Below are 14,984 nucleotides of genomic sequence, written 5' to 3' on the forward strand. Positions count from 1 at the left end.
GGCCCCCGATCCATCCCGGCTCGCCGCGTTGCGCCTCGCTTGCGTACCGCCTTGGGTACGCGACGCTCTGGCGCGCCTTGCGATCCGGGCGCCTCGGCGACCTCGGTGTTAACATGATTTCCGAAACGCAACACTAGTGGAACAGGTGTTGGCTTTTCTGTTACCTTTCCCCCCTGGCGCCGCTCCGAACTCTCGACCACCGATCCTCGAACGCTTCAGGGGAGGCCGATCATGAAAACTGGGGTCCTTTCGGGTGCCGGACTGCTTACTCTCGGAATGACGCTCGGCGCCGCGCTGGCAGTCGCCGGCGCCAAGCTCGGCGCGACTCCGGCGAACTATCAGGGAAAAAGCCCGAAAGAGGCGGCGGAATCGCTCCTGCAGCTCGCGGACAAAATGTCGGAGGAGGGCAGCTGGGAGCTCATCGCGATCGGCCGCGTCCATTACCTCTCCGGCGACAAGGAGAAGGGGGAGGCTTACTTCAATCGGGCGGTGGCGAAGAAGGCCGCCGAGAGCGACTGGCGCCGGATCGCAGCCGTCTACACCGAGGCGAAGGACTACGACAAGGCGATCGCCACTTTACAAAAGGCGCTCGTGAAGTCTCCCAAAGAGAGCCGCCTCTTCGCGGAGCTCGGCGCGGCGTACAACTTGAAGGGGGATCGCGCCAAGGCGGAGGAGATGTTCGCGCAGTCGTTCGCCAACGATCCCGAGTCGCTCTGGAACGCCGTGAACGCGGCGGGGTCCTTCGTCGGCGTCAACCCCAACTAGTGTCGCGTCTCCGAATCCCGTCACAGGCGGCGGGTTGACCCGCGGCGGGTTTCTGCCGCCGGGTCCAAACCTGCCCCGAATTCGCCCGCCGATCCATCCCGGCTGGCTACGTTGCGCTGTCGCTTGCGTACCGCTTTGGGTACGCGACGCTCCAGCGCGCCTGGCCATCCGGACACCTCGGCGGTCTCGGTGTTAACGTTATTTCTGGGACGCGACACTATTGGAACTGGAACATGAACAGATTCTGAACACCCCCCTGTTCTTCCGGGAACCCTGCCCGCAACTGACCTGACTCCGAGGCTTGCCTCCGTTCTTCGCTCGATCTGGGGGCGATCGTGTGTGGGGAATCCGCACACGACGCGCCGCCCCGCTTTTGTCAGCCCGCCGGCCCAAGGGTCGATCTTCTGCCCGGAAGTCCTTTCCTGCCTGGATCATCCATGACGTCTCCTTGCCCGGCGCTTCCAAGGGCATTCGGATTGCACCTTCCCTCCCCGGGAGTTATTGCGCAGCGGGTTCGAAACGAGCCAGTCTCGCAACCGGGCGAGGAGAAGCGATGGTGAAGAGATACCCCAATCGAAAGGCGCTTGCGGTCATTGCCTCATGGCTCATCCTGACCGCGGTCGCAGGCCCTCTGCCGCCGTCGACGGCCGGCGCCGCCACGCGCAGCCTGATAGGGACCGACGGGGCCACCAAGTCCAAGCTGAGCCCGATGGTCTTCGACGCGCTCGTCAAGGGCGATCCGAACACTCCCATCCAGGTCGTCGTGACCACCGCGAATGCCGCGACCAGCCTGGATGAGACGACGGTGGCCAGCTTCGGGGCTCGCGTCCTCCGGCGTTATGAAAACCTCAACGGCTACGCCGTCTCCATAGCGCCGAGCTCGCTGACGCAGCTGGCCGCGCTTCCGAACGTCACGCGCGTGTCGATGGATCAAAAAGTCGGGCTCACCAACGACATCAACAACGTGACTCTCGGCGCGGACCTCGCCCGGAGGAACCTTGGCCTGAAGGGTCACGACATCGTGGTCGCGGTTCTCGATTCCGGAATCGCGAACCACCCCGATGTCGGCAGCCGGATCCTGACGGAAGTGGAGATCGTCGGGCAGGAGAAGGGCTTCGCCGACTACTTCGGCCACGGCACGCACGTGGCGGGGATCATCGCGGGAAATGCCAACCAGAGCAATGACGGCAAGTCCTTCCGGCGCTTCTACGGAATGGCGCCCGAGGCCAAGCTCGTCTCGGTCCGGGTCCTGGGGCGTGACGGGACCGGATACGTGAGCGACGTCATCGCCGGCATCGACTGGGTCATCAAATATCGGGCCAACTACAAGATTCGGGTCCTCAACATCTCGCTGGGCCAGGCTATCGAGCAATCCTACGCGACCGACCCCTTGTGCATCGCGGTGGAGAAGGCCTGGAAGGCCGGGATCGTCGTCGTGGTCTCCGCGGGCAACTGGGGAGAGCTGGGCTATGGCACGATCGGAAGCCCGGGGAACGACCCTTACGTCATCACGGTCGGAGCCTCCAATAACTACCTCAGCCCGTCGCGCGGCGACGACATCCTGACGACCTTTACGTCGCGCGGGCCGACGGCGATCGATCACTTCGTCAAGCCGGACCTCGTGGCTCCCGGAAACCGCACGACTTCCTTGCGGGCCGTGGGCTCGACGCTCGATGCGACGTACCCGGCGCTGAGGGTGAAGTACTCGGCATTCAACAGCGACCCCAACAAGGCGAATCTCGATTCCCCTTATCTCGAGCTCACCGGCAGCAGCATGGCGACGGCCGTCGTGTCGGGAATGGCCGCGATTCTCATCGACGCCGATCCGACCCTCACTCCCGATACCGTGAAGGCGCGACTGATGAAGTCGGCCGAGAAGCGCCTGGAGTACGACATCTTCTCGGAAGGCGCGGGGTTCGCGAACCTGTATGCCGCGCTCCAGGAACAGGGCGTCGCGAAGGCGCCGTCGCGTTCGCCGCAGGCCTTCATGACGTCGACCGGCATCGTCATCCAGAGCACCGACCTTCTCTGGGGCGATCCCCTGAGCTGGAGCGGCACGCTGATTTGGGGAAGCGATCCGCTGCGGAACACCGACACGGTCGCGGCGAGCGGCGCGGTTTGGGGAAACAAAGGAACGGTCGGCAGCTCGGGCGTGGGATCCAACGGCGCGATCTGGGGCGGCAACAACTCGCCGCCGAAGCGCTGAATCAGTGGGAAGGAGCGTGAAACCCATGAACGCCGGGTGGCTCTTCACCGGAAAGCAGGCCCTGGATCGCTACCTCATGGCGGTCTACTTCACGGGGGTCGCCGTCGCCACCGCCGGGCTCGTCGTCGGCGGGGTGAGGTTCACGACCTACCTCCTGCTCTTCTCGCTGTACGGCGCGGCCGCCGCGCCTTACCTGGTCGACCTCGGAGACAACTGCCGGCTGTCGACCTGCTTCCCGTTCGTCCTGGCCTCCGGCGTCTACCTCGGCCCGGGCGCCGCGGCGGTCACGGCGATCGCGAGCAGCTTGAGCTTCTCGCTCGCCCGCCGCAACAAGATGGCGCCGCACAAACGCCTGTTCAACCTGTGCGACCACGTCATCGGCGGGGTGACGGCCGCGTTCGTCTTCGCCTGGCTGGGAGGCAATCCCGCCCAGATCATGAGCGAGGGGACGCTGCGCGCCATTCTTGGCGCGACCTGCGCGTTCTATCTCGTGAACACCGGCCTCGTGAGCATCGCCTCCGCCCTGGAGCAGGGCCGGTCCTTGGTACAGATCTGGATCGACAAGTTCCAGTGGACGGCTTACTCGTTCCTGGCGGGGGGATCGCTCGCGATCATCCTCATCCTCCTGGTGAAGCAGGCCGGCGTCTACACCTGCTTCCTCGCCTTCCCGTTCTGCGTCCTCATCTATCACTCCTGGACGATGCAGGTTTCCGCCACCAGCTTCCGCGGACCCGACGCCGCCCCGACCTCGCTGTCCGACTCGCGCCTCGCCGGCTCGCGGCGCGCCTCCTCGTTGCGCGCCCAGCGCTAACCCCTCCGTCCCCGTCCCTCTTCCGAAGCCATTGACCCAGCGCCCGCGGCTGTCATCTAATGGGCCGCCGGAGCCGGGGAATCCTCTCGGACAATCCGCTTTTTGCAGGAGGGAAGATGCGTCTTCGTGGAGCGACGATCCTCGCGTTGCTGCTCGCCGGCTGGCTCGCGCCGGGCGCGGCCCTGGCGGCCCAGGAAGGGAAAAAGCTGGACGACGGGTTGCTGGATCCGGCCTGGTTCGGCCCTGCGGTGGAATTCCGGAAGACCGACGAGATCGATTACGTCTGGGTCAAGCCGGGCTTCACGCTGAAGGGGAAGAAGCTCCACGTCGACAAGTGGTCCGACCCGAAGTTCCTGGGAGAGGCGCGCGACGCCAAGGACGCCGCGAAAGCCGAGGAGCTGACGGAGACCATGCCGGCGCGCTTGAAGGGGGCGTTGTCGTCGACGCTCTCCGGCGTGGCCGAGGTCTCGCGCGACGGCGGGGACGTCGAGATGACGGGACGGATCGTCGACTGCAGCGCCGGCAGCAAAGTCGCGAAGTCCATCATCGGCTTCGGAGCCGGCGCCGGCTTCGCCACCTACGACATCAAGCTGACCGACAAGGCCTCCGGGGAGCTGCTTGCGGCGATCCATCACCGGGTCGTCAGCGGCACCCACATGTCCGAGGTCGACGACAAGGTGCTCAAGTGGCTGCAGGAGTTCGGCGAGGCGCTGCACGACGATCTCGCGGTGGCCGCCAAGGGGAAAATCGCCAAGAAGTAATCGTGGCGCCAGGCCGGTCCGGTGGGGAAACAGCCAAAAGATGAGCGGAAGCCCCATCCGTGGCCCCTGGAAACGCTCTTTCTCGTGATCCGGAGAAGAGGGGAAGCGCAGGAAGCTTCCGGGAGGAGCGGATCATGAGCAGGATTCCATTCCGAATCAGTCTGGGGTTGGCCTTCGCAGCGGTCTGGTGGGCGGCCGGCGGAGCACCGGCGCTCGCCTTGTCGTGTGGCGAGCTGCGCTTGATGGACGCCTCGGGGGTCCTCGGGCCCTTGCAGCGTTACACCGTCACCGCGCACTGCTCCAAGGAATACAAGGACTGGAGCAAGACCGAGGTCGCGGGTTTCGACGTCGACAAGAATTCGAAATACGACAGTATCTCCTTGAAGGTTCTGGGCAAGGCTTCCTGGGATCGCAAAACGGGGGAAGCCACCGAGCAGCTGCTCATCTCGGGCGACGCCGAGGGGAAGAGGTTCGTCCGCGGCAACTGCAATCAAGACCCCTTCCTGAGGGACGCGCCCGGCGCCAAGGTGTCCTGCGACGGCATGAATGCCCAGTACGAGGCCAAGTCAGGGCCGGTCTACGATTTCTTTCTTGCGCCCCGCTTCTACCTGGCAAAGAAGATCAGCCTGGCGGAAGCCCAGGGCCTCTCGGCCAACAAAGGTCCTGGAAACGCGCCGCCGCCACCGCCGGCCCCCGGGCCGTCTCCCAAGCCCGGCCCGGCTGGTCCTCCCGCGGCCCCCAAGACGATGAAGTCACCCAGCGGGGCGCAGATGTGGGAGGGAGAGACGCTCCTGAGGAACCGCAAGTACCTGGTGGCGGGGGGCAAGCTTTCGAATCAGCCGATGGCGGGCTTCGGGCCCGACTGGAGCGGGGACGCTCACCTGCTGTGGACGGAAGGAGCGGTGGGAGCGGTTCTCGACCTCGTGATCGACGTGACGAAGCGGGGAGCCTACCGGGTCAGCCTCGGACTGACGCAGGGCCCCGATTTTGGCATCATCGACGCGGAGGTGAACGGTGAGAAGTCCTCGATGAAATTCGACGGCTATTCCCCGACCGTGAAGCGCGTCGACCTGGTGGAGCTCGGGACGTTCAACCTCAACGCCGGCCCCCGCAAGATCGCCCTGATGATCATCGGCAAGAACTCGCAGTCAACCAACTTCCTGGTGGGGGTCGACCGCGTGATGCTCACCCCGGTGAAGTGAATCGTGTCCCGCGGCCTTGGCCGGCTCACGGCCCTGACCGTGAGCCGACGCCAAGCCGCGCGGACCCATGCGCTGAAACCAGCTTCGCGGCCTTCAAAGGCCGCAGGAGAGCGCTAGCGGCAGCGGCAGTATCGCGGCGGACAATTGCTGTGCAAGCACTTGCCGAGTCCAACTCCACACCGTGCGTCGCAGTCCGAGTCTGTCCAGCACTCCGGGAGGAGCCGGCAGATCGCCACAGGTTCGGGAGCGCTTTCATTCTGGGCCGGCTTCACGGCGGAAAGAACCTCCGCTTGACACGCCGATCCGGCTTCGCCGTTCGGCGCGACAAGGACTGACTTTTCGACCTTGGGCGCGGTCTTCGGCGCTCCCGCCGGGTCCATGGCGGCCACGACCGCGGCGCCCACCATCGCAACGACTACCAAAGCGACCACCTTCGCCATCCACTGACGCTTCATCGGTATCCCTCCAAGAGAATGCAAGTGTATTGAAAAACCTCAAGTACACCCAGGCTCATGGCCTGTCAAGGGGCAGGTCTCGCAAGATCCCCCTGAGGACCATCGGCAAGAACTCGCAGTCGGCCAACTGCCTCGTGGGATCGACCGCGTGACGAGCACGCCGGTGAAGTGACTCGATCCCGCCCGGCTCAGCGGCAGCGGCAGATACGCGCGGGACAATCGTTGTGCACGCACCTGCCGAGCTTGGCCCCACACTTTGCGTCACAGTCCGAATTGCTCCAACACTCCGGGATGAGCAGGCAGACCACCACCGGTTCGGGAGCATTCGCGTCTGGCGCCAGCTCCAGGGTGGGTCGAATCTCAGCCTGACACTGCGCCACCGGGGCGCCCGGCGCGAGAAGAGCCGGCTCTCCGGCGCGCGGCGCCGCCGGCGCTCCCACCGGATCCATGGCAGCGAATGCGGCGCCCACCAACACAACTCCTGCCAAAGCGACCACCTTAGCCACCCACTGACGCTTCATCGGTATCCCTCCAAGAAAATGCGAACATGGGAGGAACCTCAAATACACCCGGGTTCATGGGCCTGTCAAGGGGCAGGTCTCTCCCCGCCGATACCCATTCGATCGGAGTACGTTTTTTCGTCAGGTTCTCTCAGGGACAGCCGTTGTTGGTGACGTGCTGGGTGATGGCGGGGCAGGCGGTGGAGGCGCCCGAGTAGCTCTTCTCGTTGCCGAGTGAATCGCGCGACCAGCTTCCGTCGGTCGCGCCGCCGTCGGTCCCCGCGACCAGGAACCAGACGTTTTGCCCCAGGCTGATCGTCGCCGACCCGGAAGGGGCGAGGCCGCAGAAGCCTCCCACGAAGCTCGAGTAGCTCCCCAGGTTCCCCCAATAGACGTTCACCGCCGCCGGCGGGCACTGCGTCGCATCCCAGGTCAGCGCCAGACTCGACCCGCTCGTCGTGACGCCCAGCGGCAGCCCGGGCACCGAGGCGCCGTCGGGAATGGGGGGGGGTCCCGCGGCGACGGTCGCGCAGGCGCCGGGGACGAAGGTCTTGGTGACTTGGACGTCGTCGATCCACCAGGAGCCGCCCGGGTAGAAGAGATCGCCCGACAGCCGGAAGCGGATCCGCACGTCGCCTCCGGCCCAGTTGGAGAGGGAAGCGGTATACGTCGAGTAGGTGGTATTCACGTCGCTGAAATAGGTGGTGGCGTTTCCCGTCGTGTCGCAGTTGTTGAAGGGGAACTCGACGATAGCGGGATAGTTGGGGGTGAGCGGCACGCGCGTCCAGTTCGTGAATCCGGGCCCCGTGGCGATCTCGACCTGCCCGACCGAGCCCTCGGCGCCGAAGAAGCCGAACGGGTCGTACTCCAGCGTGTGAATCGTCGAAAAGGAGAGCTGGGGTCCCTGCGCCGGGCTCTGGAGCGTCAGGACGGGACTCGTCAAATCGCCGCACGCGCTGCCGTTGCTGTTGCCCCGGTAGACCTTGGGGCCGGCGTTCCCTCCCGTGGGGGCGAGAAGCCAGGGAGATCCCGGCGTGAAGATCGCGGCGCCCGTGTCCCCCGCGTCGTCGTGGAGCGTCCCTGGGGCCATAGGGCCAAACGGGCTCGCCGACACCTTTACGTCGTTGCCCTCCTCGTTGCCGCCACGGCACGCCCCGCCGTGCCCCGACGTCGCGTCCTCGGCGCGCACCACGTAGTAATAAGAGGTCCCGCTAGCCAGGCCGAGCGCGTCGGTGTAGCCGGTCGTCCCGAGACAGCGGGCGATCCGGTTCGCCGGGCCCGGCGTGAAGCCGGGGACAGTGCTGCGGTAGACGTTGTAGCGCACCGACGCGCTGCAAGGAGACGTCGCGGGATCCCAGGAAAGGTTGATGGCGCATCCGGAGGCTCCGGCGCTCTGGGCCGATTTCGCTCCCGCGAAGGCGGGCATCAGGAAGCAATCGCCCGTCGGAACGATCTGCGCGCAGGAGGAAGGCGCCGACTCGCAATAGGCGCCCGGGTCGGACCCGGCGGCGATCGTGTAGCTGTAGGTCGCACCTCCCGAGACGGTGCTGTCGAGGAATGAGGTTCCCGTGACGGCGCTCGCCACCTGTAACCAGGGACCGCCGGGGCAGGCGCCGAGGCTGCGATAGACGTTGTAGGCCGCGGCGACAGGCACGCTGTTCCAAGAAACCTGGACCTGGTGCTCCGCCGGAGCCGAGAGCGACGGGGCCGCCGGGGAAGCCGGCGCCGGGCAGTTCGACAGCGCCCCGCGGACGACGAGCGCGAAGCTCTGGGGGCCCATCGGCACGTCGACGCCCCGCACCCGGACGACCCACCGTCCCGGAGCGGGATTCGGGAAGACGAGCCGCTCCTCGACGTTGAGGCCGTCGTGCGGCGCCGCGGCGTTGCTGGTCATCACCGGCAGTCCGCTGCCGGCGTCGATCGTCTGGAACCAGACGGCGCCGGAGGGATCGATCACCTCCAGCTTCAGCTCGTTGACCCGCGCCACGGCGGCGTTCAGCGCCGCCGGAAAATCGCTCCAGACGAGGGTCGCGCGGAACGGCTCGCCACCGGCGACGTCGTAGGCGTGCGTGACGACGCTGCCCGTCGTGATCCCGGCCCGGTGGTCGTCCACCCGGAGCTGGAACGACGCGCCGGCGAAGGCCAGGGTGCCGCCGAGGAGGATCCGGCCGAAGCCGTCCTCGAAGTCGGCGGCGGGAGCGGCGGCGCCCAGCGCCACGGCGCCGTCGATCAGCGTCGCCTTCAAGAGCGCGCCGGTCGGCGTGAATCCCGACCCCGGGTTGCGCGCGCCGGTGGCGTAGTAGCCGGCGGTGTAGTACTCGCGCGCCAGCGCCGCGAGTCCCGCCGCGGTCGGGGAGGACATCGAGGTCCCGTCGAGCGAGCAGGTGTCGCTGCAGACGTTCGACGTGGGGTCTGCGTCGGAGGCGGCGGAGACCGTCGACTCTCCCTGGGCGGAGAGGGTCGGCTTCAAGCGGCCGTCGAACACCGGGCCGGGACTGGAGAACGACGAGTGGACGCCGGCGGCGGCTCCGTGCCCCACCGACCCGACGCTCAGGAGGCTCTTGGCGTTCGCGGGGGTCCCGACCGATACGGGCGGCGGGCAGAAATCGCCGCCGTTGCCGGCGGCGGTGACCAGGAGGAGATCGGGGTAAGTCCACATCGCCAGATCGGCGTCGCGCGCGAAGGAGTCGTACGGAATGGTGCACCCGGGGGTGCACTCGCCGAAAATGTCATAGCAGGCGCCGCCCCATGAGTTGGAATGGATCCGGACGCCGCTCTGGTAGGCGACGTCGGCGAGGTTCCAGAGCGTCCCGCCGCGGTTGTTGAGGTACTCGAAGCCGTCCCCCATCTCCTGGACGACGAGCTTGGCGCCGGGCGCCAGACCGTCCCCGCCGTTGCGCCCCGGGGTGGTGAATCCGGAGCAATCGGCGAAGGGCGACTGATCGCCGGCGAGGGATCCGGACGTGTGCGTCCCGTGGCCGCTCGAGCCGATGGTGGCCGGACAAGTGTCGTCGTCCCCCGTCGGCGTTCCGGACCAGTTGTAATAAAGGATGTCCTTCCGGCGGCTCGGCGCCGGCGCGGCCGCCGGACAGGGCGCCGAAAGGCACGAGGAAAAGGGAGGCGGCCCGTTCACGGTATCGCGGAAGAAGCACAGGTCGTAGTCCTGGCCGGTGTCGGCCAGCCCGACGACCTGCCCGCATCCGTAGAGGCCGTGATCGAACACGGGAGTGAGCTGGGGCGACGGGCCGACGAACGACTGATGGACCCAGACCGCGTCCTGGTTCATGGCGCGGAAGGTCCGCGCGATCTCCACCGCTTCGACCTCGGGAAGGCCGGCGAGGTGCGAGAGGATCGGCGCGAGCCGCTCGGCGGGAACGCTCGCCTCGGCGCGCCAGGCCCCGTCCTTCCCGGAAGGGACGGCGGTCACTTCCAGCCCCGCCAGGGCGAGGCGGACGCGCTGGGGCGGCTCGCCCGCCTCGAGGACGGCGCGCAGCCGGACCGGCGCGGCGGGATGCTCGGCCCGCGCGGCGAGCTCAGGGGAGACTTTGAAATGAGCCGGGGGAGCGCCGAGCCAGGCGACGAACGGCAGCGCCCGCACCGAGTCCTCGCGGGCCGCGTCGATCCTCAGGCGATAGCCGTGGACCGGCAGATAGCCGAGGACCGTCGCGCCCGTCTCCCGGAGCTTGCGGAGCTGCTCGTCGGAAAGCGTGGCGCCGGTGACGGCGACGAGGTAGCGGAGGTGGCGCGGGCTTTCGCGCTCCGAGCTGTCGCGGTACCAGGAAGGGGCGGGGGGGTTGGCTTGGCCGGGCCTGAAGCTGCCCGCGGCGTACCGCAGCTCCGGCGGGGAGGCAGGCGAGCCGGTGAGCCGGGACGAGGAGCCGAGGATCAGGGAGACGGAGAGGACGGACAGGACTGCGATTCCGAAACCGCGCACCCGGCTCATGGCGGCGACCCCCCCGGCAGATTGTAACCGGGCTCCGCCCCTTCTCGATCAAAAGTTGTCGATCGGCTCTTCCCGGGGCTCAGCTCTTGGGATCGGGCCCGGGAGGCGCCTCGGGCACCGGCACCAGGCATTCGGGCAGGCGGCGCAGCGATTCCAGGCCGAACACCATGCGGGCGCCGTCCTGGTAGCCCCGCTTGGTCCGCGCGGCGGCGTCGCTGGCCATCGAGGCGAGCAGCCTCTCCGGGGAGGAGGCGATGGTGGCGAAGTCGCGGCCCAGGATGTCGCTGCAGCGGGTCAGATCCTGGGAGCGCATCACTTCGATACCGGCGGCGAAGCCTCTCAGATAGTCGGGATCGTTGCTGATCCGGTCGACGAGGCGCGCCGTCTCTTCGCGGGCCTGATCGATCCGCGTCTGCACCGCGGCGTTCGACTGCTCCGCCTTCCAGGCGTCGTGCCGCGCCATCGTGCGCTCGTAGTCGGCCGGGAAGGGATCGCGCACGCGGCCGTTCCAAGCCCGGGAGCGCAGCGCGTCTTCGGGGCTGAAGTAGCGGGCGAGGATCGGCTGGAGGAAGTCGTTGATTTCCTTGAGATCCTTGCCGGCGACGAGCGCGCGCGGCAGCTCGACGTCCAGGTCGACCAGGCAGCGGATCTCGCGGTACAGGGTGAACGGCCCGTCCTGGAACGAATGGAGGAGAGGCTCCTGGAGGCTCAGCCCGATCTCGACGCTGGTGCGCTTCAGGTCGATGCTCTGGACCCGGGCCAGCTCTCCCGGCTTGAAGCGATATTGTCCTTTGGCCTGGACGAGGGCGCCGTTGATCTGGTTGTCGGTGTGGATCCCGGCGCAGTCGGAATAGGCGTCCAGCCCCGTCAGCACCCAGGCCCCCCGCCATTGCCTTTCGAGCGCGTTCTCCAGTTCGCCCGCCGCGACGGGGGCGGTTCCCAGCGCCGCCACCAGCGAGGCGGCCAAGATCAGACGTTTCATGCTCTTCTCCTTCGCGGATTCAGCCGCGAAGCCTAAACGTAGGTTCCGGCCCTTTCCCTGTCAACAGTTTCGCCCGAGCCGTGGTATCCTCCGGCCACTGAGATGGTTGGCGTCCGGCGCCGGGGTCCGCGAGACTTCGGACTCTGCCGCGGCCTGCCGTCCGGACGGGAGTCCCGCGTCGTGAGCCTCCAGCCTGGCATGATGCTTTCCCATTACCGTCTCGAGGCGAAAATCGGCGAGGGCGGGATGGGAGAGGTGTGGCGCGCCGTCGATTCGACCCTGAATCGGCCGGTCGCCATCAAGATCCTGCCGCCGATGTTCTCCGAGGATGCCGAGAGGCTGGCGCGGTTCGAGCGCGAAGCGCGGCTCCTGGCCTCGCTGAGCCACCCGAACATCGCCGTGATCCACGGCCTGCACAGCGCCGAGGGGATCCACTTCCTCGCGATGGAGCTGATCCAGGGCGAGGACCTCGCCCAGCGGCTCGGCCGCGGCGCGCTGCCGATCGAGGATTCCCTCGACGTCGCGAAACAGATCGCGGAGGCGCTGGAAGCGGCGCACGAGAGCGGCGTGATCCACCGCGACCTGAAGCCGGCGAACGTCCAGATCACGCCGGACGGCAAGGTGAAGGTGCTCGATTTCGGGCTGGCGAAGGCCTTCGAGACGGAGTCGGGCTCCGGAAATCCCTCGATGTCGCCCACCATTACCTCGGCCGGGACGCGCGCCGGGATGATTCTCGGGACGGCAGCCTACATGAGCCCGGAGCAGGCGCGCGGCCGGTCGGTGGATCGCCGCACCGACATCTGGTCGTTCGGCTGCGTCCTGTACGAGATGCTCACCGCCCGGCAGGCTTTCGGGGGCGAGACGATCTCCGACACGATCGCGGCGGTTCTGAGAAGCGAGCCGGACTACGCGGCGCTGCCCGCCGGCACCCCCGCACGGATCCGGGATCTGCTCCGCCGCTGCCTGAAGAAGGATCCGAAGAGACGGCTCCAGGCGATCGGCGACGGCCGGCTGGCGCTGGAAGAAGCCCTGGAGGGGCCGGCGGAAGAGAGCCCGGCCGCCGCTCCGGCAGTCCAAACGTCGTCTCCGGCGCTGCGGTGGCTCCCCTGGCTCGTCGCCGGAGTCCTGGCCTTGGCGCTCGTCACCTCCTTCGCGTTCAAGCGTCCCGGGACCCTCGCGACGGCGCGCTCGCCGATCCACCTGAAGGTCGAAATGATCCAGAACGCGGCGCTGCGCACCGACCTGGGCGCCGCCGTGGTGATGTCTCCAGACGGCAAGACGCTGGCCTTCGTCGCGGGGCAGAACGGCAACGACCGGCTCTACGTCCGCCGCCTCGATCGGAAGGAGAGCACGGTGCTCTCCGGGACGGAGGGAGCGCGGGCGCCGTTCTTTTCGCCCGACGGCCGCTGGGTCGCCTTTTTCTCGGGCGGCCGGCTGCTGAAGGTGGGATCGGACGGCGGAGCCCCGGTGCACCTCGCCGATCTGAAGAATGGCGACGGACGCGGCGGGACCTGGGGCGACGGCGACGTCATCGTCTTCGCCAAAGGCTTCGACACCGGCCTGTTCCGGGTCGCCGGCGCGGGCGGCAAGACCGAACCCCTGACGGAGCTGGCGCCGGGATCCGACGAGCGCTCGCATCGCTGGCCCAGCTTCATCCCCGGCGGGAAAGCGGTCGTCTTCATGACCCAGAAGACGGGACAGGATTACGACGACGCCGACGTCGAAGTCGTCCCGCTCGACACCCGCGCCCGAAAAGTGGTGCTGCACGGCGGCTCCTATCCGCGCGTGGCCGCGGGAGCGCTCCTGTTCGTCCGCGAGAACGTCCTGCTCGCGGCGCCCTTCGACTCCGAGAAGCTGATGGTCACCGGGCCCGCCAAGCCGGTCGTGGAGGGGATCCGCGCCAGCACGGGCGATCAGGAGAGCGGCGACGGCAGCGCGCAATACGCCCTGTCTTCGGCCGGGAACCTCGTCTACCGCGAATCGGGAATCCAGGATCGCGTCCAGAACACCGAGTTCCTCTGGGTCGATCGCGCCGGCAGGGAGAGTCCCGCCTTCCAAGAGCCGATGCGCGTCCTCAGCTTCGCCATCTCCCCGGACGGAAATCGCGTCGCCATGGCCGCCCGGACGGCAAAAGGAGTCGGCGTCTGGGTCCGCGACCTGACGCGCGGCGCCACGTGGCCCGTGTCGGCCGACGGGGACGGGAGCCTCCAGCCGGTCTGGTCGCGCGACGGCCTGCGGCTCGCCCGGGCATGGAGGCCGCGCAACGGCGAGCGCGCCATCCGGATCGGCCCGGTCGACGGCGCCGCGCCCGAGACCAGCATCCCGTCGCAGGGTGAGGCGATGGCGCCCACCTCCTGGTCTCCCGACGGGAAGTTCCTGCTCGTTGAGTACTACACCAACAAGACGGCCGATGATTTCGGAGTGCTGTCGGTGGGTGCGGAGAACCAGCTCCGGCCGTTCGTGGAAACGCCCGGCTACGACGGCGGAGCGCAGTTCTCCCCGGACGGACGCTGGGTGGCTTACTACAGCGACGGCGCCGGGAGCCCGGAGATCTACGTCACGTCGTTTCCCGGCCCCGGCCCGCGGCTGCGCGTCTCGACGGCGGGCGGGGGAGGCGTCCGGTGGTCGCACGACGGCCGCGAGATCTATTTCGTCCCGCCTCAGGACAGACACCTCATGGCGGTGACGGCTGAGGAAGCGGGCGGGACCCTGCACCTGGGAGCCCCCCGTCAGATCTACTCCGGCTGGCTGGGAAGCCACGGAGCCCGTCCGGTCTACGACGTTCATCCCGACGGCAAGCAGTTTCTCGTCATCAAGCGGCTGCCCCAGGACGCGGGGCAGGATCCGTCGCACGTGGTCATCATCTTCGATTGGGCGGAGGAGCTCGGAAGAATATTGCGCGAGAGTTGATCACCGGCCGCTCCCTTCGGGGAGTCTCATGACGGCGGCCGGAAGCGAACTCACTCCTCTTCCGGGAAGCATGCGATTACTTCAAACGGCGCGGGATCTCCTGCGCGCGATCAAGAGTTCCAGCGGGATCGACGTCCAGGAAAAGGTGATCGATCTCCAGGCGGGGATCCTGGAGATGCAGGAGCAGATTGCGCAGCTGCAGAAGGAGAACCAGATCCTGCGCGAGCAGCTCTCCACGGCGGGCTCGCTGAGCTTCCGGAACAACTGCTACTGGCGCGCCGATCATCCCGACCCGGGGCCGTTCTGCGCGCGCTGCTGGGATCTGGAGAAGCAGCTCATCCACCTGAACCCGACCTTCGATCCGAAGGTCCTGGGCTGCGCCCGCTGCCGCTCCGCGGTGGAAGTCGCTTCGCCCTCCGAGACGCGGCATCACTGAGCCGCCGCGCGGA

General features: G+C 67.6%; 9 protein-coding genes. 7 read left to right on the forward strand and 2 right to left on the reverse strand.

The features are described from left to right. The first annotated feature begins 231 nt into the window (after window positions 1–231). From VGR67_13440 to VGR67_13460, 5 genes are all read left to right on the forward strand, one after another. Window positions 232–765, forward strand: coding sequence for a tetratricopeptide repeat protein (locus VGR67_13440; GenBank protein ID HEV8337414.1), 534 nt, complete (start codon window positions 232–234; stop codon window positions 763–765). 553 nt (window positions 766–1,318) lie between these two features. Next, window positions 1,319–2,971 carry a S8 family peptidase gene (locus VGR67_13445; protein HEV8337415.1) on the forward strand — a complete coding sequence of 551 codons (1,653 nt, stop codon included), beginning with the start codon at window positions 1,319–1,321 and terminating at the stop codon, window positions 2,969–2,971. 16 nt (window positions 2,972–2,987) lie between these two features. Continuing rightward, window positions 2,988–3,782 carry a hypothetical protein gene (locus tag VGR67_13450; GenBank protein HEV8337416.1) on the forward strand — a complete coding sequence of 265 codons (795 nt, stop codon included), beginning with the start codon at window positions 2,988–2,990 and terminating at the stop codon, window positions 3,780–3,782. A gap of 116 nt (window positions 3,783–3,898) precedes the next feature. Continuing rightward, window positions 3,899–4,543, forward strand: coding sequence for a DUF4410 domain-containing protein (locus VGR67_13455; protein HEV8337417.1), 645 nt, complete (start codon window positions 3,899–3,901; stop codon window positions 4,541–4,543). A 134-nt stretch (window positions 4,544–4,677) separates the two neighbouring features. Further along, window positions 4,678–5,745 carry a hypothetical protein gene (locus tag VGR67_13460; protein ID HEV8337418.1) on the forward strand — a complete coding sequence of 356 codons (1,068 nt, stop codon included), beginning with the start codon at window positions 4,678–4,680 and terminating at the stop codon, window positions 5,743–5,745. Between the two features lie 1,106 nt (window positions 5,746–6,851). On the opposite strand, the gene VGR67_13465 is transcribed toward VGR67_13460, so the two are convergent. Both VGR67_13465 and VGR67_13470 read right to left on the reverse strand, forming a co-directional pair. Next, window positions 6,852–10,643, reverse strand: a complete 3,792-nt coding sequence (locus VGR67_13465) for a S8 family serine peptidase (protein HEV8337419.1) — start codon at window positions 10,641–10,643, stop codon at window positions 6,852–6,854. A gap of 79 nt (window positions 10,644–10,722) precedes the next feature. Beyond that, a complete protein-coding gene (locus tag VGR67_13470) occupies window positions 10,723–11,625 on the reverse strand; it encodes a hypothetical protein (GenBank protein ID HEV8337420.1) in 903 nt (300 codons plus the stop codon). Between the two features lie 180 nt (window positions 11,626–11,805). On the opposite strand from VGR67_13470, the gene VGR67_13475 reads away from it, so the two are divergent. Both VGR67_13475 and VGR67_13480 read left to right on the forward strand, forming a co-directional pair. Next, entirely contained in the window at window positions 11,806–14,535 is a 2,730-nt protein-coding gene (locus tag VGR67_13475; GenBank protein HEV8337421.1) for a protein kinase, read from the forward strand. Window positions 14,536–14,605: 70 nt separating this feature from the next. Then, entirely contained in the window at window positions 14,606–14,971 is a 366-nt protein-coding gene (locus VGR67_13480; protein HEV8337422.1) for a hypothetical protein, read from the forward strand. The last annotated feature ends 13 nt before the right edge of the window (window positions 14,972–14,984 follow it).

This window comes from Candidatus Polarisedimenticolia bacterium (genome assembly GCA_036004685.1).
GTDB lineage: Bacteria > Acidobacteriota > Polarisedimenticolia > Gp22-AA2 > AA152 > DASYRE01.